Below are 25,166 nucleotides of genomic sequence, written 5' to 3'. Positions count from 1 at the left end.
GTGTGGGAGCGAGCCTGCTCGCGAAGAGGCCATCACTTCCACCCTCCATGCCGACTGACCCACCGCCTTCGCGAGCAGGCTCGCTCCCACCATGGGCGGTGGTGGGACACACATGTCATGAGCAACGCGAACTCCCGTGTGGGAGCGAGCCTGCTCGCGAAGAGGCCATCAGTTGCACCCTCCATGCCGACTGACCCACCGCCTTCGCGAGCAGGCTCGCTCCCACCATGGACGGCGGCGGGACACAGACTTCCTGGGCAACGCCAATCCCCGTGTGGGAGCGAGCCTGCTCGCGAAGGCATTCGCCCAGACACATCCAGCTAAAAGCCTGTCTCAACCTCTGGCATCCACAGCGCTAGCCTTCTTGATGACTTAAACCTGCAAGAGGCGAAGGAATGCCTGATTTATCCGCTTCACATCGTCTGCGTCTCGGCCGTTTTGCCGAACCCAACCGGATTTACCTACTGACCACTAACACGTTTGCAAGAGCGCCTGTATTCAGCGACTTCGCCTTGGGCAGATTAGTCGTCGCACAGTTTCGCGCTGCGCAGGATCTGGGTCGTGTCCATTCATTGGCTTGGGTGGTCATGCCTGATCACTTTCACTGGTTGATCGATTTGCAGCAGGGATCGTTGAGCGAGTTGATGCAAAGGACCAAATCTTTCAGCACCAAGGCGGTCAGCCGGTTCACTGGCCGACAGACCCGTCTCTGGCAGCAAGGCTTTCATGACCGAGCGTTGCGCCGTGATGAGGATTTGGTAAAAGTGGCCCGGTACATCGTGGCCAACCCGTTAAGGGCGGGGCTGGTCGATAAACTGGGCGACTACCCGCTGTGGGATGCCATTTGGGTTTGAGCTGAAACCGAGTCGCCATCTTCGCGAGCAGGCTCGCTCCCACAATGGACGGTGCCAGGACGCAAATCCCCTGTGGGAGCGAGCCTGCTCGCGAAGAGGCCCTCACATCCAACATCCCTTGCTGACTGACCCACCGCTTTCGCGAGCAGGCTCGCTCCCACAGTGGTTTTGTGGTGGGTACAGGTTCCCTGTATGGGAATCTCCGGGTTTTGTGGAAATGAACAATAATCCTCAATGCCGCTTGTGCAGCGGACCGGCGTCATTGCGCGTGCCGGCTGGCAGCATGGGGGGCATTGGAACTGGAGAATTCCCATGAAAATCGTGATTGCCCCCGATTCGTTCAAGGACAGCCTCAGCGCCCAGGGCGTGGCTGATGCCATTGCCCTCGGCCTGTCAGAAGTCTGGCCCGATGCGCAGTTGATCAAATGCCCGATGGCCGACGGCGGGGAGGGGACGGTGGAGTCGGTGTTGGCGGCCTGCGATGGCCAGCTTCGCCATGCCACGGTGCAAGGGCCACTGGGCACTCCGGTCGAAGCCGCCTGGGGCTGGTTGCCCCACAGCCATACCGCGATCATCGAAATGGCCGAAGCCAGTGGTTTGCAATTGGTCCCGCTCGATCAGCGCGATGCCTGCATCAGCAGCACCTTCGGCACCGGCGAACTGATCCGCGCGGCACTCGATGCTGGCGCTCAACGAGTGATCCTCGCCATCGGCGGCAGCGCCACCAATGATGGCGGCGCGGGGGCGATGCAAGCCATGGGTGTCAAACTGCTCGATGCCCAAGGCCAGACCCTGGCACCGGGCGGGCTCGCCCTCGCCGAGTTGTTCCGCATCGACCTGAGCGGCCTCGATCCGCGCCTGGCCGAGGTGCGTTTCGACATCGCCGCCGACGTCAACAATCCCCTGTGCGGCCCCCACGGTGCATCGGCGATTTTCGGCCCGCAAAAAGGTGCCTCGCCTGAACAGGTGCAGCTGCTGGATCACGCCCTCGGGCACTTCGCCGATCACTGTGCAAATGTCCTGAGCAAAGACGTACGCGACGAACCGGGCAGTGGCGCGGCGGGCGGTTTGGGCTTCGCCGCCAAGGCGTTTCTCGGTGCGCAATTCAAGGCGGGGGTTGACGTGGTGGCGGAGTTGGTTGGCCTGGCCGATGCCGTGCAAAACGCCGATCTGGTGATCACCGGAGAAGGGCGTTTCGATGCGCAAACCCTGCGCGGCAAAACACCCTTTGGTGTCGCAAGAATTGCCAGACAACAGGGCGTGCCGGTGATCGTCATCGCCGGCACTTTGGGCGAGGGTTATCAGGCGTTGTATGAGCATGGTATCGATGCAGCGTTCGCCCTGGCGAGCGGGCCGATGACGTTGGTGCAAGCGTGCAACGAGGCGCCGCGGTTGTTGCGTGAGCGGGCGAGTGATATTGCGCGGGTGTGGCGGGTGGCCAGGAACAACGCCTGATACACCGTTATCCTGTAGGAGCGAGCTTGCTCGCGATGGACGTGAACGATGACGCGTAAAACCAGATGCCTAGCGGCGCCTTCGGGTTTTTCGCGAGCAGGGCTCGCTCCTACAGTTGGGTGGGTTTTTATTCAGGCGGATCAATCTGATCCAACACCCGATTCGCCGTGATCTCCGCCAGCATCACGCTGTTGGAAATCCCCAGCAGCGCATTGCGGTCGCTGCCTTCCAGATGATCCACCAACTGATGGACCATCACATCCACCGACGCCAGCGTCTCCACCAGATACACCATCAGGGTTTCGGTCTTGGCTTCGGGGTCGACGGTAAACAGCGTGCTGACGGTACGTGGCGTGGCCTTGATGTCGGCGGTCGAAGGGAAGTGGAAGTCGAGGGCGCGCTCGGCGGCTTCGTTGAGTCTGTTTGAATCGGGTTCGTACGGGGAGGTCGGATCGGTGTCCGGGGGATTCGGTGAGTGCTTTTTCATAGCTGGGTCCTTCATGGAGTGCCGCACTCTTGCTGCTAAACAAGAGGGAGGCAGCTGTACGCAGGTTAGCAGACCGGGGACTCCAGCAAACCGGCGCGCCCGAAGGCGCCCTGCGCACAGCCACCATCAAGTGCAGGTATGGGAATGCCTGACTGATAGAGCTTGTGCACTTCACTGGAAAACCCACGGGCTGCTAAACCCGATCACTGACCATCAGTGACGCGAATCAAGTTACCGAGCGGCCCCAGGGCGCACAAGCCGGCGGATTCTGGCGCAAGGGTAGGCAACGACGCAAGGTCTTGTGGCTTTCAAGAAGTTGTCTTAAACGTGATTAAACAAGCTCTCGGCGGCGTTGTTTATCAGGCAGTTTTCTGCCTTAACGCACGGGATTTCGCCATTTGCCAAAGACCCTGTACAAATTCCCACCTGTCAACTCTGACAGTTTCGCTTTTCTGAATGCCGGTGCTTAATCCTCGCCAAGACAGGTAGTCCTGCGACACGGGATCGTGTTGTACCCGCCGGCTCCAGGCTGTTGAGCTACGTAGGGTCATGGGGGCGCTCATGGCTCAAATGGCATAACAGGAGAGAAGGAACATGGCGAATATCCAGAGTAAAAGCGAGCGAGCGAAGGCCCGTCGTGCGTATCTGAAAATGCGCAGTGATCATCGCGCGAGCCTTGTAGAGAAACCGATAGAGTTCGATCCCGATGATTTTGTCGATGATGGCAAAACCATCCTTCACGGTCCCAGGCTACGGGACAGCAAGAAACTGACGGTGAAGATCCCGCGCTGGACCGGTACTCCGCCTATTGGTAATACTAGGGGGGATTTTCTTACGCTGCAGTTGGACAAAGGCGACGGCAATGGATTTGTGGACGTCGCCTCACACAGATTTCTCGTGCCAGATGGCCAGACGGATTTCCTGGAAGCATTCCCCTATGAGATGGAGATATCCATCAACGATTTTCCGGAGCACGCAAACTGCCAACTGAAATACAGGGTCGATTACTACAATAATTCAGACGACGAAAGCGACCCTGTACCGTTCCTTTGTGATCGACTCCAACCCTACGGCGGTCATGTACCCGAAGCACTGAAAGTTGCCAATCCTCATCTGGACGACGTCAATCTGCCGGCCAACGGAAAGCTGGCACTCACCTTTGCAGAATCTGCCAATTACCGATGGAAGGATAATGATCGAATCCACATCTATCTGTTCAATGTCAACGATATTCCTGAACCCGAGGACTTGAAAAATTTTCAGCCTATTGAGTCCGCCGATGTCCCGGATCCTGGGTTGGCACCGGTCATTTTCGATATCGATGCACAGAAGATTCGTGCTCTCGGCGACGCAAAGGCGGTATTTCTCTACGTGATTAGAGATACGGCACTAAACGACAGTTTGGTCTCGCTCTGGACGAACGTGATCCTCACTTGGGGGCCGTTGCCTGCTGAGCCCCTGGATAAACCCGAGGTCGATCAGGCGGACCCGGTGCTACTGCTGGAGGATGTCTTGGAAGGGGTGAGTGTCTGGATCAAACGTCCAGCTGCCTACAAGGCTGGTGACGCTCTTGCCGTGAAGTGGGGCAATACGGAAGTGGTGGAAGACTTTCCCATTCCCGATAACGGCAGCGAGAGGATTGAAGTGCCGGTAGTGCCCGCAAAAACACTGTTGTTGGAGTACGGAAAAGACACCGTTGGAGTCAAGAGCACGCGTGTCAGTTACACGTACTTTCGCAAGGGGCGACCCTTCGGTCCGGCGAGCGATATGTTCGACGTCAACCTGGAATCGCCCATCGGCTGGCTGCCATGGCCTCCTTTGGATGAATGGCCAGAGCCCTGGCACCCGAGTTTGCTCAAAGGCACCGTGAAGAATCACGACGATACGCGAACCAATAAGTTGACCCGGGCTGACAAGAACGAAGATGCATTCTTCGATTTCAAGTGGCCTCTCGGAGCCAAAGATGGACTTATCGTCACACCCGAATGGAATGGCCAGAGGGTCCTCGAGGCGCGGCGCCCATTCGACAGTGCGGCCGGGGATACGCCAGGCGGGAATGCAAGGACAGTAATCCCATGGTCGTACATCAAGGACGGTAAAAACGGTCCGAATGTCCCCGTACGCTATTGGGCCTCTAAAACAGGGCTGGACAATGAACTGCCGTCCGAAATTACCGAAGTGGATGTGAATGCGATTGCTACCGAACTGCCACAGCCGAATTTTCCAACGGTGCCGGGGGATTATCCGAACTGCACAATGCTGGAGGCGAACGGAGACCTGCAGTTTGAGCTTCCCGATCTGACCGGCCTGGTGCCGGATGGCCAAACGATCAAGGTCAAATTCATACCGATGACGGGGGAGTATTTGACTGATCCGGAAGCCCCCATTTTGGGCGCAGAGTTTGAAAAGGACTACGTCCTGGGAACCGATGGTCCTGTCACCGGTTTGAAGGGGCTGGTGACCCCTTACGACACGCATATCAAGCCGTTGTACGACCAGACCGCAGCCACCCATAGGAGGGGGCGGATGAAACTCATCTATTTCTGGTACGACGGCTTCGAAGATATTCCATCGGAGTCGCTTACTCGAATTACAGCGTTTCACGACGGTTCGGGTTCGTGTCCGATTCCAAGACCGTAGGACATGTCGTGCACAAGCGCGGGCGTTATCGCCCGTGCTCCGGCGCGATGCTGAACTGCGGCCGTTCGGAGCAGGTGCGACTTACTGTCGTACCGGGAGAAGTCGCGGAGACAGCAGGATAAGTCCTACATTTTTTAGGGAAGCAAGTGTCTAGGATCGGCGCCGTTTCGCGATCCGCCGCTTGCCTTCCCTGACATTGGCTGGGCGGTTCGCAAAAGACTTCTTAACCTGGAGCTTTCCATGTCTGTCAGTCCGACCTTTGCCGTATTACCTTTGGTACGGTTGCTTAAACTCGCGACATTCACCCCCCTGTTGGTGATCAGCCCAGTGACGCTGGCGCAAACCATTGTCGATGGCGCGCCTCTGACGATCGATGCCAACACGCCGCGGGACAACTATTTAGTACGAAACGTCGGCAGCCTGACGGCCAACGGCGCCTCTACGTCGCAGATCCGTGCCGAGACCGGTTCCAGCCTCCAGCTCAACAACACTCAAGTGACTGCATTGGGCAGTAACGAAGGCGTCACCTTGTCCGCCAGCGAGGCGGTGATCGCCAACCAGAGTAAAGTCGTGAGTACAACCACCGGCTTGCGACTGATCCATACGCCCAAGGGTGGTTCGAAGGCGACAGTCAATAACAGTGAAATCATCGGCGCTAGCGAAGGGGCCAGCCTTGGCGCCAAGAGTCAATTGATTCTGCAAGCCGGAACCAAAGTGACCGGCAGCGATGCCAATGGTGTGGGTGTCAGCAGCTTCGGCGGCCAGGTATCCGCCACCGACAGCACGATTACCGGCGGGCTTAACGGCATCTTTGTGTTCGCCGACCAGAACCTGCCCGCCAGTAACGCAGTGGTACTCGACAAGTCCCATGTCGAAGGGCTGAGCGGTTCGGCGATCGTCGTCGATGGGCAGACCCAGACCAACACTGAGCGGGTGAATATCCAGGTCAACAACGGCTCCACGTTGAAAGGCGGCAATGGAACGTTGCTGGATGTCATCAACGACTCTTCGGTTAATTTCAAGGTCGACAACAGCCAGTTGGTCGGCGATATCGTGGTGGCGGACGGCAGCAGCGCCGACGTATTGCTGAATAACTCCGCAACGCTGACCGGGCGCCTGGAAAACGTGCAGAGCCTGACCGTCAACAATGACGCGCGTTGGGTGATGGTGGGTGATGGCGCCGTCGGGAAGCTGGACCTCAATGGTGGTGGCGTCCAATTCGGCAATCCCGGCCAATACTTCAAGTTGTCCGTGGGGGAGTTGTCGGGCAGCGGCACGTTTCACATGCACAACAACTTCAGCACCGGTCAGATTGATACGCTGGAAGTCACCGGCACGGCCACCGGCACCCATAAGGTTTCCCTCGACAGCAGCGGTTCCGAACCGGTTGCAGCAGGCGCGAGACCCGTGATTCATATCGCCGACGGCGATGCACAATTCCAGTTGTTGAATGGTCCGGTGGAGCAGGGGGCCTTCTCTTACGATCTGATCCAGCTGGATAAAAACAAGTGGTACCTGAACACCGCTTCGCGGGTCATCAGCCCTGGTACCCAATCCGTGATGGCGTTGTTCGACGCCTCACGGACAATCTGGTACGGCGAAGAGCGTTCCTTGCGCGCCCGGATGGGCGAAGTGCGCTGGGACACCAACAAGGCCGGTGGCTGGGTTCGCACCTTTGGTAACAAGTTCAATGTCGACGCCAGCTCGGGCGTCGCTTATCGGCAAACCCAGCAGGGCCTGTCGTTCGGTGCCGATGCACCGTTGCCAATGGGCGACGGGCAATGGTTGTTCGGTGTACTGGCCGGTTACAGCCAATCCGACCTGGACATGAGCGGTGGCACCACTGGTGAAGTCGACAGCTACTTCCTGGGGGCCTACACCACCTGGCTGGATGCGCTGACCGGGTACTACTTCGACGGCGTGATCAAATACAACCACTTGCAGAATGAGTCCGATGTGCAACTCAGTGACGGCACCAAGACCAAGGGCAAGTACGACACCAACGGTATCGGTGCATCCCTGGAAGTCGGCCGTCAAATCAATATCGGTGACAACTTCGTTGAGCCTTACGCCAAACTGGCCAGTGTGGTGTTTCAGGGGCAGCGCTATGACCTGGATAACGGCTTGAGCGCGGACGGCGATCGCAGCCATTCGCTGCTGGGCGAATTGGGTGCCACGGTGGGGCGCAACTTCAATTTGGGCGAAGGCAAAAAGGTGCAGCCCTATGTGCGCGCCGCTTATGTGCATGAATTCGCCAAAGGCAACGACGTAAAAGTCAACGACAACCGCTTCACTAACGACTTGTCCGGTTCACGCGGTGAGGTGGGGGTGGGCGTCGCGATGACGTTGACCGACAAGGTGTCGCTGCACGCGGATTTCGATTACAGCAATGGCAAAAAGATCGAACAGCCGTGGGGTGTGAATGCCGGACTTCAAATCAAATTTTAATCAACTGACTTGATAACGCCTGCCAGGGACGGCGGGGGCATCACCTGTTCTATGTTCTTTATCGCGTGGGGAAGGTGGCCCCGAGTGAGGGCTGAAACTTCTTCGTGCCTGATCCCGGGAGTCATGTTCATGGTCACGTACAACACCCAACAGCGCTCATTCGATCCAACGGCGCCCAAGCCTGAAGTGGAGGGGTTGCTTCCCGATATTCCGGGCGGTGAGCCTGGATTGCTTCCGGAAGCATTGACTCGCTCTGACCTTAAAGTCTGGTTCACCATTCCGCTGTACTCTGATCCGACTGTCAAACAGGAAAAGTATGAGTTGTTTGTGGATGATGAGACGGAGGCGATTGCTACACGATACTGGACAAGCCATTGCCACGATATTACTGCTCAACGGGATCTTTTCGCTGATAGTGAAACCGACCTTGCATCCCGGCTTGCGGGCAAAATCCCGCGCATACCTGATGCGCCAACGCTGGAGCAGGGATGGCTCTGGGCATGCAGAGTATTGGCGAACGTCGGGCAAATGTGCCGCCGACCTTTAATCACGACGTTTACCGCCCGTTTAAGTTCGCTCAAGGGGCTGCGCTTGTCGAACAGGCCGCCAACCCCTGTCTTGAGCAGCGCCTGCAGCAGGGAAGGGTTGCGCATCATTGTCATCACTATGAGTGGAATATGGCCAAAGTGACGGCGCAAATACCCCATCAATGCCAGGCCATCGGGGAAATTCCCATAGGGCATCGAGTAGTCGCTGATCACCAGATCGCACGGTGTGCATTCCAACTGGCTGATGAGTTCATCGGCGTGGCTGGCCAGGCCTACGATCGAGCACGGGGAGCCGGATGCTGAACGCAGGGCCGTTTCGGCCCCCATCAGCACCACAGGATGGTCGTCAGCCAGGATGATGCGAAGTGCAGGGTTGGAGCGATGCCTGTACGACACGGGCGTATCGTTGCAGGCATCTTCGACGAGGCGGGGCAGGGTGTTGGATGCAGGCGTCTGTTCCAGATACATGAAAGGTCTCTACAGGGATCAATGTAGCGCCGACCGCTGAAGAGAGACTGGTTCAAGAAGGATGAATCAGGCCCTGCTCCAGCGCCTTGGCCATGGCGGCCCAGCGCGATCTCACGCCGAATTTGCGGCGGATGTTGCAATAGTGGTAATTCACACCGGCCTCGGAGCACCCGCAGATCTGGGCGGTTTCCCAGGACGACTTACCGGCCAGCCCCCACTGCAAGACCTCCTTTTCCCTGGCCGTGAGCGTAATCACCTGGGGTGGCTGACACGTCTGTGGCTGGAATCCGGCCTGGGCTGGCGATGACTGAACTGAAGCGGTTGTGGAGCGGTACATAAGCGAATCTCCCATTCATCATCATTGACGGCGTGGGCGCGGCGGAAACTTCCTACTTCGTGATGGCGTGGTTCGCGCGACCGTCCTGCAGTCACCTTGGAAGGGCTGTAGGCACGGTCTCCTTATAGCGCGATAAATTCTCCGTGTGACCTGTCAGAAATTACAGGTTGCGGACTTTAATCACTTTGAAAGGAAAGGGCTGTCAGTCCAATGCCGGCTGCGGTGTAGGAACATTCTTTCCATCGTCGGCTTGCGCATTCGACAATTAGTGATTGATTTCAAGATACATTTCACGGGCTCAGGATGGCTGAGAAATCGCAGGCGAGTGCTTGCAACTGACAGGATCGCAGGCTCGACTGAATTCAGTCACCCGATGTACGGAACGTCAGGTGATGGATTGGAACGCCGTGGGTGGCGGGTTGCGAGAATTGAGATAGGGTTGAGGCTTGGAACCCGCGCGAATGGAGAACTGTATGCGCTACTCAGCCTTGACCCAACGGATCGCCGGTGACGGAGCGGCGGCCTGGCAGATTCATGATCGAGCACTGGAATTGCGGGAACAGGGCGTTGATGTGTTGCTGCTGTCGATCGGCGATCCGGACTTCGACACGCCACAGCCGATCGTACTGGCCGCTATCGACAGTTTGCTCGCCGGAGACACGCACTATCCTGCGGTGCGCGGCAGTCAGGGGTTGCGCGACAGCATTGCCCGCCGTCATCGCCGTCGTACCGGTCAAGGGGTTGATGCCGGGCATGTGATCGTCTTCCCGGGAGCGCAGTGCGCGGTGTATTCGGTGGCGCAGTGCCTGCTCGACCCCGGCGATGAGGTGATCGTCGCTGAACCGATGTACGTGACGTATGAAGCGGTGTTCGGCGCTTGCGGCGCGAAAGTGGTACCGGTGGCCGTGCGGCCGGAAAACGGGTTTCGGGTTGACCCGGCGGATGTTGCCGCGTTGGTCACTGCGAAAACCCGCGCCTTGTTGCTCAACAGCCCGAACAATCCCTCCGGCGCCAGTTTGTCGCTGAAGATCTGGCAAGGCCTGGCGGCGCTGTGTATCCGTCATGACCTGTGGCTGATCAGCGATGAAGTCTACAGCGACTTGCTGTACGACACAGAACACATCAGTCCGGCCAGTCTGCCTGGCATGGCCGAGCGCACCGCGACAATTAACAGTCTGTCGAAATCCCATGCCATGAGTGGCTGGCGGGTGGGGTGGGTGATCGGCCCGAAACCCCTGGCCGACCACCTGGAGCACCTGTCGTTGTGCATGTTGTTTGGCATACCGGACTTTATTCAAAACGCCGCGCAATTGGCCCTGGATCATGACCTCCCGGAAGTGGTGCTAATGCGCGAGGAGTATCGCCAGCGGCGCGATCTGGTATGCGCGAGCCTGGACAATTGCCCGGGCCTGCGGCCGATCCGTCCCGATGGCGGGATGTTCGTGATGGTGGATGTACGCGAGACCGGACTGTGTGCCCAGCGTTTTGCCGAGCGGCTGTTAGAAGGTTATGGCGTGTCGGTTCTTGCTGGCGAAGCGTTCGGGCCAAGTGCGGCTGGGCACATTCGCATGGGCTTGGTGGTCGACCGCAAGAAGTTGGCAGACGCGTGCAGGCGTATTGCCTTGTGTGCTGCTGACTTACTGGAATCGCGGGTGGGTTGTGGCTAGGCCTGTGCTCCCCCAAAGCTGCGACGCGTTCAATCCCTCTGCGGCTGACAGCACACAATAGTGTCGGTTGCCACTATCAGTTCTGTCAGTTGCGCAATGGCACCGATGGCATTCCAATGGAAACCTTGACGAACATAGCCAAGGATCTTCCGTATGAATGGGCATGACGACGAAAGTGGCTTGACCAATGTGCTGGCGGTCAGCGCTCCGGAGCACAGTGTGGTGACTTCGAAATCACAAAATTCCATTAGCCTCTCGTGGGCATACGGAATGGCCGGTCAACAAAACTCTACTCGTATCAAGTGGTATATCGGGCCGGAGTTTATCGATGAACTCGATGTCCCGCACCCCGCACGCAGGCACACGATTACCGGCCTCATTCCCAATACGAACTACTTTTTTTACTTGTACGGGCTGTTGGCTGGAGAAGAGTCTTCTTTACACAGTCTCGTCAGGGCAGCGACGCTGCCCGCGTCCGCCTTGCCGGAGAGCCCGACGAATCTCGTCGCCACGCCGACCACCCAAGAGATGTTCCTGGCGTGGGCGGCTGTTTCCGGTGCCATCAGCTACAAGGTCAGCCATGGACTCGCCCCCAACGGGGCCGTCATCACTACCCGAGTCGTGACGACGACCGAATACCGCATCTCCGGGCTGAACAGCGGCGTCGACTATTGGATTGAAGTTCGAGCGACCAACAATGTCGGCGACTCACCACCCGCCCGGGTCGTCAAACAGACGTTGAAGGCTCCGCCCATCCCCACCAATGTGCGCGCAACACCGACGGCTTCAACGATGACAGTTGAATGGTCCGCCTCTGCGGGGGCTCAAGATTATGTCATTCGATATGGCGTTGAACCGCCTGACGGCAAGTACGTTGAGATTGCTACAACGTCGTTAAAAGAAACCATCTCTGCCTTGACCAAAAACACGCAGTATTTTTTTGAAGTCAGTAGCCGCAATGCCAACGGAGAGTCGATGCCAGCGCGTTTGACGCAAAGGACACTGGATGGACCGCCCATACCCGGTACACCAAGCGAAATATTCTTGAATCCTTTGTTCGATCAGTTGCGCGTGACGTGGTCAACGACTTTCGCTAAAGGATATGAAGTGGCCTATGGATTGCGTGATCAATACCCGGATGTGATCGAGCGGCATGAAACTCACTATCTGAACCATGAATTCAAACACCTGAGGCCCGATACCGATTATTTCGTTCAAGTCAGGGCCTTCAATGAAAGCGGTTTTTCCCCACCTGGCGAAAGATTTATCCGAATGGGCCCGGACAAAACGCAACCGCGTAATCTGAGCGCTCCCGGAAGAACATTTAATGAGGTCTGGTTGAGATGGGTGAAACCGGAGAATGACAACGACGTGATCGGTTATGACATCAGCTGTCCAGGACGACCGACTGTACAGACGACAGACACTGAACATATTGCCCAGGGATTGACGCCTGAACAGGCTTACGAGTTCACCATTCAGCCGCGCCGTGCTGAAGGTCTGCCCCCGGCACTTACGGCGTCCATCAGCGTGACGACTCATGACCGTGTTCCGCCTACTCGCCCGCAAAGTATCAAGCTCACGTCTTTGTCATCGGACACGGGCCGACTGAACTGGGTTGCATCGGAAGACAACGTGAAGGTAACCGGTTATGAGGTTCGCCTTAATGACGGGGCCTGGGTTCCGGTCACCGAGACGTCTTATCCCGTTTCTGGTCTGCACGATGGCGACACGTTCGAAGTGCGCGCCAAAGATGCGGCCGGGAACGTCTCCTTGAGTGCCTGCTTCGATCATAAAATCAAGCAGACAACGTAACCCGGCGCGCTGACCAACTTTGGGGTCGTTCGGGGATTATTCTGACTCTGGAGTAGTTGCTGACGTAGATACCCGCTTCCAGTCGGGCAAGTCGTTCAATCTGTCCACGCACGGGCGTTCACGAGATTTATCGGTCGCTGACCCGCCAGCGCCGCCAGCAAGTTGTCCACCGCACATCTGGCCATCGCTTCCCGCGTCTCATGGGTCGCCGAGCCAATGTGCGGGGTCGCCACCACGTTGTCCAACCGCAACAGCGGCGAGTCCGGGTCGAGCGGTTCACGCTCGAACACATCCAGCCCGGCAGCGCGAATCTGGCCCGCCTGCAACGCCTCGATCAGCGCTGCTTCGTCCACCACCTTGCCCCGAGAAATATTGATGAAGATCGTCTCGGGACGCATCTGCGCGAACTGTTCGGTGCCGATCAACCCTTCGGTTTCAGCGGTCAACGGCAAGGTCAGGCAAACGAAATCCGCTTCCTGCAACAGTTGCGGCAAGCTGCAGTATTGCGCGTTGAAACGCTGCTCCACCGCCGGCTTCGGCGAGTGGCTGTGGTAGATCACCGGCATGCCGAAACCGAAATGCCCACGCTGGGCCAAGGCTTCGCCGATGCGGCCCATGCCGATGATGCCCAGGGTCTTTCCGTGCACATCGGTGCCAAAGTGTGCGGGGCCGATGTTGCGGTCCCACTGACCGGCACGAACCCTGTTCGCCAGTTCCACCACGCGCCGGGCGCTGGCGAGGATCAGCGCGAAGCCGGTGTCGGCGGTGGTTTCGGTGAGCACGTCCGGGGTGTTGCTGAGCAGGATGCGGCGTTCGGTGAGGTAGTCGATGTCGTAGTTGTCGACACCCACCGAGACGCTGGCGATGGCCTCCAGATCCGGTGCCAGGTCCAGTAATTCGGCGTCCAGTTTCAGGCTGGCGCCGAGCAACCCGTGGGCGCGGGGCAGGGCGGCGCGCAGCTTGGCCAGGCCTTCGGCATCGAGGCTGTCGATCAGCGTCACCTCGGCTTTTGCCTGAAGGCGGGCCATCAGCGTCGGTGAGAGTTTCTTGTACAGCACAACCTGCTTTTTCATCGTGAGTCTCTCTGCATCAATTCAGGAGTGGGCGGGACGGGTCACGGCAACCGTGGGCCGCTCCCGGTCACTGGCGCCGGGCTTGAGGGCAATCGTCAGCACCACCGAGACCATCAACGCGCCGCTCATCAACAGGTAGGACGCGCCGGGCGAACCGGTGGAGCTGTTCAGGTAACCGACCAGATAGGAGCCGCCAAACGAACCCAGGGCGCCCATGCTGTTGATCAGTGCCATGGCACCGCCGGCGACGTTGGCCGGGAGGATTTCCGGGATGATCGCGAAGAACGGCCCGTAAGGCGCGTACATGCAGGCACCAGCGATCACCAGCAGGGTGTAGGACCACCAGAAGTGTTCGGCGCCCAAGGCGTAGGAACCGTAGAACGCGATGGAGGCAATCAGCAGCGGCGGCCAGACGAAGCGTTTGCGCTTCTGCAATTTGTCCGAGCCCCAGGACACCAGCAGCATACCGATCACCGCCGCCAGGTACGGCAGCGCCGACAGCCAGCCGGCTTCGACCATGTCCATCTGCGCGCCGGCCTTGAGGATCGACGGTAGCCACAGCACGAAGCCGTAGACGCCGATGCTCCAGCAGAAAAACTGCAAGGCCAGCAGGATGACTTTCGGCGAACGGAAGGCTTCGGCGTAGTTCTTCACCGCCTTGATGCCGACCTGTTCAGCGGCGAGGGCGCTTTCCAGGTCCTGTTTTTCCTGGTCGTTGAGCCACTTGGCCTGGGACGGACGATCATCGGCCAGCTTCCACCAGATGAACGCCCAGAGCACCGCCGGCAAGCCTTCGATGATGAACATCCAGCGCCAGCTGTAGTGCTGCACCAGATACCCCGACACCACCGACATCCAGAGCATGGTCACCGGGTTGCCGAGGATCAGGAAGGTGTTGGCCCGGGAGCGTTCGGCACGGGTGAACCAGTGGCACAGGTAGATCAGCATCGCTGGCATCACGGCGGCCTCGACCACGCCGAGCATGAAACGGATGACGATCAGCCAGTAGGCGTTGGAGACGATCCCGGTCAGGGTCGCCAGGCTGCCCCAGAGGATCAGGCTGACGAAAATCAGCTTCTTCACGCTGTGCTTCTGCGCGTAGATCGCCCCCGGCACCTGGAAGAAGAAGTAGCCGAGGAAGAACAGCGCGCCGAGCATCGACGACAGGCCCGGGGTGATCATCAGGTCGGCGGCCATGCCGGACGCGGCGGCGAAGCCGTAGTTGGCGCGGTCCAGATACGCCAGGCTGTAGGTGATGAACACGATGGGCATGATGTACCACCAGCGGCGGGTGGCGAGGGTTGCGGTTTTCATCAGTGGTGCTCCTGAGCTTGTTGTTTTTGTCGCAGCAGGTAACGGTGTTTTAAATCTTCAGTGACAGTTCCGGCCTCTTCGCGAGCAGGCTCGCTCCCACAGGTATTGTGTTGTCCTTGTGGGAGCGAGCCTGCTCGCGAATGGCGATTTCAAATTCAGTGATCATCTCGGACCGGGTCGGCAACCCCTCCATGTCTCCACGGCTCTGCACCGCCCGGCTGCCAATCCAGTTGGCGCGCTTCACGGCGTCGGCGATGCTGTGGTTCTCCAGCAGCGCACTGATCATGCCGACGGCGAAACCATCGCCGGCACCCACGGTATCGACCACTGTTTCCACCGGCACGCCGGCGACAAAGCCTTCATCCAGTTGCGTGCGGTAGTAAGCCCCATGAGGCCCCAGCTTGATCGCCACGGCTTCGACGCCTTGGTCGAGGTAGAACGCGGCGATGTCGGCGGGGTCTTCGAAACCGGTGAGCAGGCGTCCTTCGCTCAAGCCCGGCAGCACCCAGTGGGCGAGGGCGGCGAGGCGGTTGATCTCGCTGATCATCTGTTGCGGGCTGGCCCACAGGCTCGGGCGCAGGTTCGGGTCGAAGGACACGCTGCGCCCGGCCTCGCGCATGCGGGTCATCAGTTCGAACGACATCTGCCGCGCCGTTTCCGACAGCGCCGGAGGAATGCCGGTGGCGTGCAGGTGCCGGGCCTTGAGCAATTCGGGAACGATCGATTGCGGCGACAGGTGACTGGCCGCCGAACCGCGCCGGAAGTATTCGACCCTGGGGTCGTCGCCATCGTCGGTGCGGGATTTGAGCTGGAAACCGGTGGGATGAGCGCTGTCGATGGTGACGTTGCTGCAATCCAGGCCTTCCTTCTTCAGGGTATCGACCACGAACCGACCCAGTGAGTCGTCACCGACCCGGCTCAGCCACGCCACCTTGAAGCCCAGTCGCGACAAACCGATGGCGACGTTGCTGTCGGCCCCGGCAATGCGCTTGTGGAAGTGGTCGACCTTGGCCAGGTCACCATTGTGATCGGCAACGAACATCGCCATGGTTTCGCCGAACGAGAGGATATCGATCTCAGACATGGGCGCTCTCCAGCCGGGATTGACCGAGGCGGGCGAGAACGCCGACATGCTCGGTGGTGAGCTGCACCAGGTCGTCGCCTTGCAGCGGATATTCGGCGGCGCGCATCACGCCGTGGGGCATGTGCCGCAGCAGTTGTTCCCACAGATCCAGATCGCTGTCGGCAGGGGGGATGGCGACCAGTTTGCCGTCGGCCCGGCGTGACACGGCCTTGCAATGGACATAGCCGACATGGCGCCCGAGCAACCGCGCGGCGCTGGCGGCCGATTGATCCTGCCAGTGCCAGTTGCCGATATCGAAGGTCATCTTGATCGGCAAGCGGTGTTGCTCGACCGCAGCGAAAAAACGCTGGAAGGGTTCGATGCGGCCACCGTGCAGGGTCTGGTCGTTTTCCACCAGCAGTTGCAAAGAGCTGTGCGCCAACACCTGGGCCAACGCCTGAAGATCGTTGTTGTCGGTGAAATAGCCCAGGGAAACCTTCAGCCACTTGGCACCGAAGGCCTGGGCGCGTTGCAGGGCGCTCATCAACTCGGGATTGGGTTTCGACTGGCCGGCCAGCCACAGTTCCATGGGTGAGGAGTACACACTTTCCAGCCCCTTGGCCTGCGTTGCGTTGGCCAGTTGCTCAGGCGCTTCACCTGTCAGCAATTCTTCGCGCCATTCGATATGCGTGGCGCCGGCGGCGGCCAGCACGTCGATGAAACTGCCCTGGCCGCGTTGGCGTACCAGATCGGCGCCGTAGCTGGAAAGGCTGATGGAAACGGCGGGTTTGTTCATTGTTTTTCTACCTCTGAAACCGGTTTCATTTTTGTTCAAAAAAAAGGATTGGGTGTTTGTGGTGTTCTTTCGGGCCCCTTCGCGAGCAGGCTCGCTCCCACAGTGGATGTGTGAACACAGGACCCATGTGGGAGCGAGCCTGCTCGCGAAGGGGCCGGAACCATCACCGCAAAACTCCATGGGTAGACCCCCGCACAATCAACCGCGCCGGAAAATCAATTGTCCGCAACGGTCCGTCATCCCCGCGCAAACGCTTGAGCAAGCACTCAAACGCACTCGCGCCAATCTCTTGCGTCGGCTGGGCGAGGGCGGTGATACCGCTGCCCACCAACGGGTACCAATCCAGATCGTCGAGGGCAATCAAACCCACGTCTTCAAACAGATTGCACTGGAGTTCTCGCAGCGCATGGGTACTCGCCAGCGCCGCAATGCCGTTGGCGCAGAACAGTGCCTTCGGACCGGTACCGGGGGTATCGAGGAAGGTTTTGAGGTGCGCGGTCAGTTCGCTGCCAGTTTCGATACTCGTCCCGCTCAGTGCCGGACGCTGCGCGATCTGCGCCTTGAAACGATTGACCCGCTCAATCCGCGAACTGGTGCCATCGAACGGCTCGGTCACCAGCAGCACATCACGATAGCCTCGCTCCTCAAGGTGGTTGAGGGCCAGGTCGACGGCCTGCGGGTTGTCCAGCCCGACCATATCGCTTTCAAGGTGCTCGACCTTGCGATCCACCAGCACCAGGGGCATTTCCCGATGCAGCTCTTGCAGTTCATCGCGGTGATGTCCGAGGGTGTTCACGATCAGGCCTTCGATGTTGTACGAGCGCAGCAGCGCCAGGTGTTGGCGTTCCTGCTCGTCATCGCGGTCGGTGTTGCACACCACCAGGCTGTAGCCGTGCTGACGGCAGGCGGTTTCCACCCCGTGCATCACGGCAATCGAATAAGGGTTACGGATATCGGCGACCAGCATGCCGATCAGGCGGGTCCGCCCGCGTTTCAGGCCGCGCGCCATCTGGTTGGGACGATAGCCCAACTCGGCGATCGCCCGTTCGATGCGCTGGGCGATGGCATCGGAGAGCAGGGCGCGGTCGTCGCCGATGAACCGCGACACGCTGGCCTTGGAGACCTTGGCGTGTTCGGCGACATCAAGCATGGTGACGCGGCTGCGCTGGGCGGCGGAGAAATCGTTCACGGGCTGAAACCTTGTTATTGGATTTATAAGGTCTGTGCGTTGCACTGAAACCGGTTTCAGAAGACACCAAAAGCTGATTCGCCGTCAAGCCCTGTGTTATCGATTGTCCGACAATCGCCGATGGATGGCGCTCAAACGATAACGCTCAACCACGCCGAACCCAGCAGCAACAGAGCCATGCAGCGGTTGAAGCGCCGCATCGAACGGGGCGAATGCAACCAGCGCGCCGAGCCTGCGCCGAGCAAGGCCCAGACGCCAAGGCATGGCAGTGAAATCAGGAAAAAGGCCAGCGACAAATACAGCACATGGGTCAGTCGCTGCTCGCCGCCTCCGGCGAACACGCTGACAACCGCCAGCGCCATCATCCAGGTTTTCGGGTTGATCAGTTGCAGGCTCGCGGCGCCCAGCAGGCCGAGGCGGGCCTGGTTGTCCGTGGCTTCGACGCCCTGCGCCGGGGCGCTGAAAATCTGCCAGGCCAGGTAACTCAACCAGGCCACGCCAATCCACTGCATCGCGGTTTGCAAGACGGGCAGGGAAGCCAGCGAAGCGCCCGCGCCGCTGCCCACCAGCAACACAATCAGCGCGGCACTGGCACAACCGCCGAAGATGATCGGCGCCGCGGCGGTCAACCCGTATCGGGCGCTGTTGCTCAACACCAGAATGTTGGTCGGGCCGGGGTGATCGCCGCCACGAAGGCAAACAGCAGAAAGGGCAACAAGGTCGGGAAAGAGCTGAACATCGCAGGCAAACTCCAGTGAAGATCGTTGAAGTCGATCTTCACCTGCCGCGATTCAGCGGTCTGGAAGATTTGAGCAGCGCTTGCGGTACAGCGCCGGCGTCAGGCCGTAGGCGCGCACGAACCAGCGTCCCAGATGGCTCTGGTCGGCAAACCCCAGTGCCATGGCCACCGCCGCCGGTTGCTCGCCCCGGGCCAGCATCCGCCGTGCCGTGGCCAGGCGCAATTGCACCAGATAGGCGTGGGGTGCGATGCCGTAGGCGGCCTTGAAGGCGCGGGTCAGGCGGAAGCGGTCGACCCCCGCGGCGTTGGCCACCTGGTCGAGACCGATGTCTTCATGGGCATGGGCGTGCAAATAGTCCCGAGCCTTTTGCGCCACCAGCGGCAAGCGCGGGTCGTTGGCATACCGGGCGCGCCAGTGCATGTGGGTGGTGAGGCGTTCGAGCAAGCCGTCGAGGGTGGTCTGGCGAACGATCTTCAGCTCGCCCCGATGCAAGGCCTCGAATGCCAGACTGGTGGCGTGGGCCAGGCGCACGTCACTCGCCAGGGTGTTGGCGAAACTCAATTCACCCTGGTCGGGTGCATTGTCGAACACGGCACTCAGTTCACGCTTCAGCCACTGTGGTTCGAGGTACAACGTCCGGTAGGTAAACCCGTCCACCGTCGGTGCTTCGCCGTCGTGAATATCGCCCGGTTCGAGCAGGAACACCTTGCCGGGCGTGCTCTGATGCTTCGCCCGTCGACAGTTGAATTGCTGGACCCCTTGCTCGGTGATGCCCACCAGGTAGCTGTCATGCCAGTGCGGGTCGTAGGCGTGGCCTTCGAAGTGCGCGCGCAGGGTCTCGATGCCGGTGTCGGCGTCCTGGGCCAGGTCGATCCAGTTGTGAGAAGTCATGCTGCACCTGCGGAACGGATTGCCGAGTGATTTAACGCCCGTGGCGAGGGCGAAGGCTAGAACGTTTGTGCACGGCTCAGTTGAACAGCCCGGCGGCGATATTGATCGAAAAACCGAGGATAGCCGTGTTGAACAAAAAACCGATCAACGATTGCGCCAGCACGATCTTGCGCAACTCCCGAGTCGCCACGCCGACGTCTGAAGTCTGCACCGCCACGCCGACAGTGAAGGAGAAGTACAGGAAATCCCAATAATTGGGCGTCGTCAAACCCTCGGCAAAGCGCAGTGCCGGCTCCTTGCCGTCCCAGGTGTAGAACAGCCGCGCGTAGTGCACGCTGAAAATCACCCCGATCAACAGCCATGAACCGATCACGGTCAACGCGGTGAAACCGTAGTGCAGCAGCCTGCGAGTGAGCTCCAGCTCCTTGCTGCCGGCCAGTTCGAAGGCGATGGTTGCCAGGCTGGCGATGGCGGCGATGCAGACGATGAACAGCACCAACCCGGCATTTTCGTCTTCGATCTCGGCGATGCGTTTCACGTCCGGGGCTTTGGAGCGCACGGTGAGCCAGAGCATCAGCAGCAGATAAGTCCAGACCCCCGCGTTCCAGCCGAAAAGGATCTTGCCGATGATGGAATCGGTCGGGACCAGAATGCCCACCGCAACACCGAGCGTGGCAGCGGCGGACAGGCGAGGGTGGGTGTGGGTGAGGTAGGGCATGGAGGCTCGTTGGGGTGGGGTATGCAAACACCTTAGCCCAGCGAGGTCGGGGTGACCATAATCCCTTGTGGGAGCGAGCCTGCTCGCGAAGGCGTCATTACATCCAACATCCAAGTCGACTGTTAGGGCGCTTTCGCGAGCAGGCTCGCTCCCACAATGGGCCGGCGGTGTGAAGTGAATCTATTGTTGCCGCCCTCCCACCAGCTTCATCACCACCACAAAAAACACCGGCACAAACACCACCGCCAAAGTCGCAGTGATCATCCCGCCAATCACCCCAGTGCCGATCGCCTGCTGGCTCGCCGAGCTGGCGCCGGTGGCAATGGCCAGCGGCACCACGCCAAGGATGAACGCCAACGACGTCATCACGATCGGCCGCAACCGCAGGCGCGCGGCCTGCAATGTGGCGTCGATCAGGTCATGGCCTTCGTCGACCAGGCTCTTGGCGAATTCGATGATCAGGATCGCGTTTTTCGCCGACAGGCCGATGATGGTGATCAGCCCGACCTTGAAGAACACGTCGTTGGGCATCCCGCGCAGGGTCACGGCCAACACGGCACCCAGCACGCCCAGCGGCACCACCAGCAACACCGAGGTCGGAATCGACCAGCTTTCGTACAACGCCGCCAGGCACAGGAACACGATCAGCAACGACAACCCGAGCAGGATCGGCGCCTGGCTGCCGGACAGGCGTTCCTGCAAGGACAACCCGGTCCATTCCTGGCCCAGGCCCGCCGGACCGAGTGAAACCAGACGCTCGATTTCCGCCATGGCTTCACCGGTGCTGTACCCCGGCTTGGGTTCGCCGGAAATGCTGATCGCCGGATAGCCGTTGTAGCGGGTCAATTGCGCGGGTCCCTTGATCCATTTGGCCTGGACGAAGGCCGACAGCGGCACCATGTTCCCCGCGTTGTTGCGCACGTGGATCTTCAACAGATCCTCGACCTGACTGCGCTGATCGCCTTCCGCCTGCACGACCACCCGTTGCATGCGCCCCTGATTGGGGAAGTCATTGATGTAGCTCGAACCGACGGCCGTGGACAGCACGCTACCGATGTCGGCAAAGGACACGCCCAAGGCATTGGCTTGCTTGCGGTCGACGATCAACTGCACCTGAGGCGCTTCGGCCAGGGCACTTTCGCGCACGTTCATCAAGACCGGGCTCTTTTCGGCGGCGGCCAGCAGCTCGGCGCGCGCCTGCATCAGCGTGGCATGGCCGAGGCCGCCGCGATCCTGCAAACGGAATTCGAAACCGCTGGAGGTGCCGAGGCCATCCACCGGAGGCGGCAAGACCGAGAAGGCCACGGCGTCCTTGATCTGGCTCAGGGCGATGTTGGCGCGGTCGGCAATCGAACTTGCGGAATCATCGCTGCCACGCTCCGACCAATCCTTGAGCGTGGTGAACGCCAACGCTGCGTTCTGGCCGCTGCCGGAAAAGCTGAAACCAAGAATCACCGTGCTGTCACCGACACCGGGTTCCGTGGCGTTGTGCGCTTCGATCTGCTCGACCACCTGCACCGTGCGGTTTTTGCTCGCGCCCGGTGGCAGCTGAATGTCGGTGATGGTGTAGCCCTGATCTTCCACCGGCAGGAACGAGGAGGGCAGCCGACTGAAGCAAATCCCCAGGCCGACCAGCAGCACGCCGTAGATCAGCAGGTAACGACCGCTGCGTTTCAAGGCATAGGCGACCCAGCCCTGATAGCGCGTGGTCAGTTGCTCGAAGCACCGGTTGAACCAGCCGAAGAAGCCGGCTTTTGCGTGATGCTCGCCCTGGGCAATCGGCTTGAGCAGCGTCGCGCAGAGGGCCGGGGTCAAGGTCAAGGCCAGGAAGGCCGAGAACAGGATCGACGTCGCCATCGACAGCGAGAACTGCCGGTAGATCACGCCGACCGAACCCTGCATGAACGCCATCGGAATGAACACCGCCACCAGCACCAGGGTGATGCCGATGATTGCCCCGGTGATCTGCCGCATCGCCTTGCGCGTGGCTTCCTTGGGTGACAGGCCTTCGGTGGCCATGATCCGCTCGACGTTCTCCACCACCACAATGGCGTCGTCCACCAGAATGCCGATGGCCAGCACCATACCGAACATGGTCAGCACGTTGATCGAGAAACCCAGCGCCAACATGGTCGCAAAGGTGCCCATCAGTGCGACCGGCACCACCAGCGTCGGGATCAGCGTGTAGCGGATGTTTTGCAGGAACATGAACATCACCGCGAACACCAGCACCATCGCTTCAAGCAGGGTGTACACCACTTTAGTGATCGAGACTTTGACGAAGGGCGAGGTGTCGTACGGAATCTTGTACTCAACGTTGGCCGGGAAGTAGCGCGACAGTTCATCCATTTTCGCCCGTACCAACGTCGCGGTGCTCAGGGCATTGGCCCCCGGTGAGAGCTGTACGCCGACGGCGGTCGACGGCTTGCCGTTGAGGCGCGTGGAGAACTGGTATTCCTGGCTGCCGATCTCGACCCGCGCCACATCGCCGATGCGCACCGTGGAGCCGTCTGGATTGGCCTTGAGCACGATGTCGGCGAACTCTTCGGGCGTCGACAGCTGACCCTTGACCAGAATAGTCGCGGTGATTTCCTGGGTGGTACGACTTGGCAGGTCGCCGATGCTGCCAGCGGACACCTGGGCGTTTTGCGCCACGATGGCAGCGTTGACGTCCGCTGGCGTCAGGTTGAAGCCGATCAGTTTCTGCGGGTCGATCCAGATCCGCATGGCCCGTTCGGCACCATACAGTTGTGCCTTGCCGACGCCGTCCAGACGCTTGATCTCGTTCATCACATTGCGCGCCAGGTAATCGCTGAGCGCCACGTCGTCGAGCTTGCCGTCGCTGGAGGTGAGGGTGATCAGCAGCAGGAAACCGGCGGAGACTTTCTCCACCTGCAAGCCTTGCTGATTGACCGCTTGCGGCAGGCGCGACTCCACGACTTTCAGGCGGTTCTGCACGTCCACCTGAGCCATTTCCGGATCGGTGCCCGGCTGGAACGTCGCCTTGATCGTCGCGCTGCCGAGGCTGCTTTGCGACTCGAAATACAGCAGATGATCAGCGCCGTTGAGCTCTTCCTCGATCAGGCTGACCACGCTTTCGTCCACGGTCTGCGCCGAGGCACCGGGGTACACCGCGTAGATTTCGATCTGCGGCGGCGCGACGTCGGGGTATTGCGCCACCGGCAGCTGAGGGATGGACAGCGCACCGGCGAGCAGGATGAACAGGGCGACCACCCAGGCGAACACCGGGCGGTCGATAAAGAACTGCGGCATAAACAAGCGTCCTGCTTATTGACCAGAAGCCTGGGCAAGTGGAAGAGGGGAGTCGTCGATCTGCACTTTTTCGCCGGGCCTGGCGTGTTGCAGGCCTTCGATGACGATGCGGTCGCCGGGCTTGAGGCCGCCGGTAACGATCCAGCGATCGTTCTGCACCGCGCCCAGCTCCACCGGTTGCTGGCCGACCCGTTGCTCGGCGTCGAGCAGCAGTACCTGGGCAATACCGGCGCTGTCACGCTGGATCGCCCGTTGCGGCACGCTGATGCCTTGCCGGTTCATCGCCTGCTCCAGGCGTACCCGCACGAAACTGCCGGGCAGCAGGTCGAGGTCGGGGTTGGGGAACTCGCTGCGCAGGATGATCTGGCCGGTGCCCGGGTCGACCGTGATGTCACTGAACAGCAACTTGCCCGGTAGCGGATAGAGACTGCCGTCATCCTGAATCAGCGTGGCCTTGGCCTGGCCCAGGCCGACTTCCTGCAACTGGCCGGAACGCAAGGCGCGGCGCAAATCGTTGAGCTCGCGGGTCGACTGGGTCAGGTCGGCGTGGATCGGGTTCAGTTGCTGGATCAGTGCCAGCGGCGTGGTTTCGTTCTGCCCGACCAGTGCGCCCTCGGTGACCAGGGCGCGGCCGATGCGCCCGGCAATCGGCGCGGTGACGGTGGCATAACCGAGGTTCAGTTTCGCCCGTTCCACCGCGGCTTTGCTGGCGGCGACGTCGGCGGCGGTCTGCCGGGCATTGGCCCGGGCGTTGTCGTAGTCCTGGCCGCTGATGGCCTTGTCGTCGATCAACTGGGCGTAGCGTTGCTCTTGCAACCGGGCCTGAAAGGCGTTGGCTTCGGCCTTGCGCAAAGCGGCTTCGGCGCTGTCGAGGTCGGCCTTGAACGGTGCAGGATCAATGCGGAACAGCACATCGCCTTTTTTCACGTCGCTGCCTTCACGGAACGTGCGTTGCAGGACCACCCCGGCGACACGGGCACGGACTTCGGCGATGCGCGGCGCGACGATGCGCCCGCTCAGTTCGCTGCTGATCGACAGTGGCCGGGCCTCGATGGTTTCAATGCGAACGCTGGGCAACGGCGCCTGTTCTTCGGCGTTGGAGGACGTGTCGCACGCGCTCAGCATCAACGCCAGCGCCACGAGGCTGAGCCCGGCAAACAGATTCTTTGACATGAATGACCCCAATAATGACCCCCAGCATCCTACTGGGCGACGGCGAGGGTAGCGGTGAAGCTTTGTTGGCGCTGTGTGAAATTGTGTAAGGGTTTTACTCAGGTGTGTGCCGGGGCGTATATCCTTCAGACCTTGAATTTTTATTGCGCTTGTCAGGCCGCTTTCGCGAGCAGGCTCGCTCCCACAGGGGAATGCATTTCAACTGTGGGAGCGAGCC

The 25,166-nt window shown here is 60.0% G+C and carries 18 protein-coding genes and 1 pseudogene; 6 read left to right on the top strand and 13 right to left on the bottom strand.

The window, feature by feature from the left end; all coding sequences use genetic code 11:
- Positions 1-395: 395 nt before the first annotated feature.
- Together HNQ83_RS19765 and HNQ83_RS19760 are read left to right on the top strand one after the other, a co-directional pair.
- The gene (locus tag HNQ83_RS19765) at positions 396-854 is read left to right on the top strand and encodes a transposase (protein ID WP_175390483.1); all 459 of its coding nucleotides are present in this window, start codon (positions 396-398) and stop codon (positions 852-854) included.
- A gap of 312 nt (positions 855-1,166) precedes the next feature.
- Complete coding sequence (locus HNQ83_RS19760) at positions 1,167-2,309, top strand: glycerate kinase (protein WP_175390482.1); 1,143 nt, start codon at positions 1,167-1,169, stop codon at positions 2,307-2,309.
- A gap of 127 nt (positions 2,310-2,436) precedes the next feature.
- Here the strand turns inward: HNQ83_RS19760 and HNQ83_RS19755 are convergent, their stop codons facing one another.
- Positions 2,437-2,796 carry a DUF6124 family protein gene (locus HNQ83_RS19755; protein ID WP_175390481.1) on the bottom strand — a complete coding sequence of 120 codons (360 nt, stop codon included), beginning with the start codon at positions 2,794-2,796 and terminating at the stop codon, positions 2,437-2,439.
- Between the two features lie 594 nt (positions 2,797-3,390).
- On the opposite strand from HNQ83_RS19755, the gene HNQ83_RS19750 reads away from it, so the two are divergent.
- Positions 3,391-5,436, top strand: a complete 2,046-nt coding sequence (locus HNQ83_RS19750; RefSeq protein WP_175390480.1) for a hypothetical protein — start codon at positions 3,391-3,393, stop codon at positions 5,434-5,436.
- Positions 5,437-5,676: 240 nt separating this feature from the next.
- Entirely contained in the window at positions 5,677-7,884 is a 2,208-nt protein-coding gene (locus tag HNQ83_RS19745) for an autotransporter outer membrane beta-barrel domain-containing protein (RefSeq protein WP_175390479.1), read from the top strand.
- Positions 7,885-8,276: 392 nt separating this feature from the next.
- On the opposite strand, the gene HNQ83_RS19740 is transcribed toward HNQ83_RS19745, so the two are convergent.
- The gene (locus tag HNQ83_RS19740) at positions 8,277-8,900 is read right to left on the bottom strand and encodes a response regulator transcription factor (protein WP_175390478.1); all 624 of its coding nucleotides are present in this window, start codon (positions 8,898-8,900) and stop codon (positions 8,277-8,279) included.
- Positions 8,901-8,952: 52 nt separating this feature from the next.
- Positions 8,953-9,237 carry a LuxR family transcriptional regulator gene (locus tag HNQ83_RS19735; RefSeq protein ID WP_175390477.1) on the bottom strand — a complete coding sequence of 95 codons (285 nt, stop codon included), beginning with the start codon at positions 9,235-9,237 and terminating at the stop codon, positions 8,953-8,955.
- A gap of 473 nt (positions 9,238-9,710) precedes the next feature.
- Between HNQ83_RS19735 and HNQ83_RS19730 the strand changes: the two genes are divergently transcribed.
- Both HNQ83_RS19730 and HNQ83_RS19725 read left to right on the top strand, forming a co-directional pair.
- Positions 9,711-10,904: a pyridoxal phosphate-dependent aminotransferase gene (locus HNQ83_RS19730; protein WP_175390476.1), complete on the top strand. Its 1,194-nt coding sequence runs from the start codon at positions 9,711-9,713 to the stop codon at positions 10,902-10,904.
- 153 nt (positions 10,905-11,057) lie between these two features.
- Entirely contained in the window at positions 11,058-12,719 is a 1,662-nt protein-coding gene (locus tag HNQ83_RS19725; protein WP_175390475.1) for a fibronectin type III domain-containing protein, read from the top strand.
- A gap of 95 nt (positions 12,720-12,814) precedes the next feature.
- On the opposite strand, the gene HNQ83_RS19720 is transcribed toward HNQ83_RS19725, so the two are convergent.
- The 10 genes and pseudogenes from HNQ83_RS19720 to HNQ83_RS19675 form a co-directional block, all read right to left on the bottom strand.
- Entirely contained in the window at positions 12,815-13,792 is a 978-nt protein-coding gene (locus HNQ83_RS19720; RefSeq protein ID WP_175390474.1) for an NAD(P)-dependent oxidoreductase, read from the bottom strand.
- Positions 13,793-13,813: 21 nt separating this feature from the next.
- A complete protein-coding gene (locus HNQ83_RS19715) occupies positions 13,814-15,106 on the bottom strand; it encodes an MFS transporter (protein WP_175390473.1) in 1,293 nt (430 codons plus the stop codon).
- A gap of 49 nt (positions 15,107-15,155) precedes the next feature.
- Positions 15,156-16,190 carry a sugar kinase gene (locus tag HNQ83_RS19710; RefSeq protein ID WP_175390472.1) on the bottom strand — a complete coding sequence of 345 codons (1,035 nt, stop codon included), beginning with the start codon at positions 16,188-16,190 and terminating at the stop codon, positions 15,156-15,158.
- The gene (locus tag HNQ83_RS19705; protein WP_175390471.1) at positions 16,183-16,965 is read right to left on the bottom strand and encodes a sugar phosphate isomerase/epimerase; all 783 of its coding nucleotides are present in this window, start codon (positions 16,963-16,965) and stop codon (positions 16,183-16,185) included. Before HNQ83_RS19705 ends, HNQ83_RS19710 begins: the two co-directional genes overlap by 8 nt.
- 163 nt (positions 16,966-17,128) lie before the next feature.
- Entirely contained in the window at positions 17,129-18,154 is a 1,026-nt protein-coding gene (locus tag HNQ83_RS19700; RefSeq protein WP_175390470.1) for a substrate-binding domain-containing protein, read from the bottom strand.
- Positions 18,155-18,285: 131 nt separating this feature from the next.
- Positions 18,286-18,893 (bottom strand): annotated as a pseudogene (locus HNQ83_RS19695) (LysE family translocator).
- A 52-nt stretch (positions 18,894-18,945) separates the two neighbouring features.
- Positions 18,946-19,785: an AraC family transcriptional regulator gene (locus tag HNQ83_RS19690; RefSeq protein ID WP_175390469.1), complete on the bottom strand. Its 840-nt coding sequence runs from the start codon at positions 19,783-19,785 to the stop codon at positions 18,946-18,948.
- A gap of 76 nt (positions 19,786-19,861) precedes the next feature.
- The gene (locus tag HNQ83_RS19685; protein ID WP_175390468.1) at positions 19,862-20,503 is read right to left on the bottom strand and encodes a DUF1345 domain-containing protein; all 642 of its coding nucleotides are present in this window, start codon (positions 20,501-20,503) and stop codon (positions 19,862-19,864) included.
- Between the two features lie 180 nt (positions 20,504-20,683).
- Positions 20,684-23,776: an efflux RND transporter permease subunit gene (locus HNQ83_RS19680; protein WP_175390467.1), complete on the bottom strand. Its 3,093-nt coding sequence runs from the start codon at positions 23,774-23,776 to the stop codon at positions 20,684-20,686.
- A 15-nt stretch (positions 23,777-23,791) separates the two neighbouring features.
- A complete protein-coding gene (locus HNQ83_RS19675) occupies positions 23,792-24,949 on the bottom strand; it encodes an efflux RND transporter periplasmic adaptor subunit (protein ID WP_175390466.1) in 1,158 nt (385 codons plus the stop codon).
- Between the last annotated feature and the right edge of the window lie 217 nt (positions 24,950-25,166).

Source organism: Pseudomonas sp. C2B4 (assembly GCF_013359695.1).
Lineage (GTDB): Bacteria > Pseudomonadota > Gammaproteobacteria > Pseudomonadales > Pseudomonadaceae > Aquipseudomonas.
The sequence above is the reverse complement of the archived record's forward strand: the minus strand, read 5'-3'. Positions and strand labels throughout refer to the sequence as shown.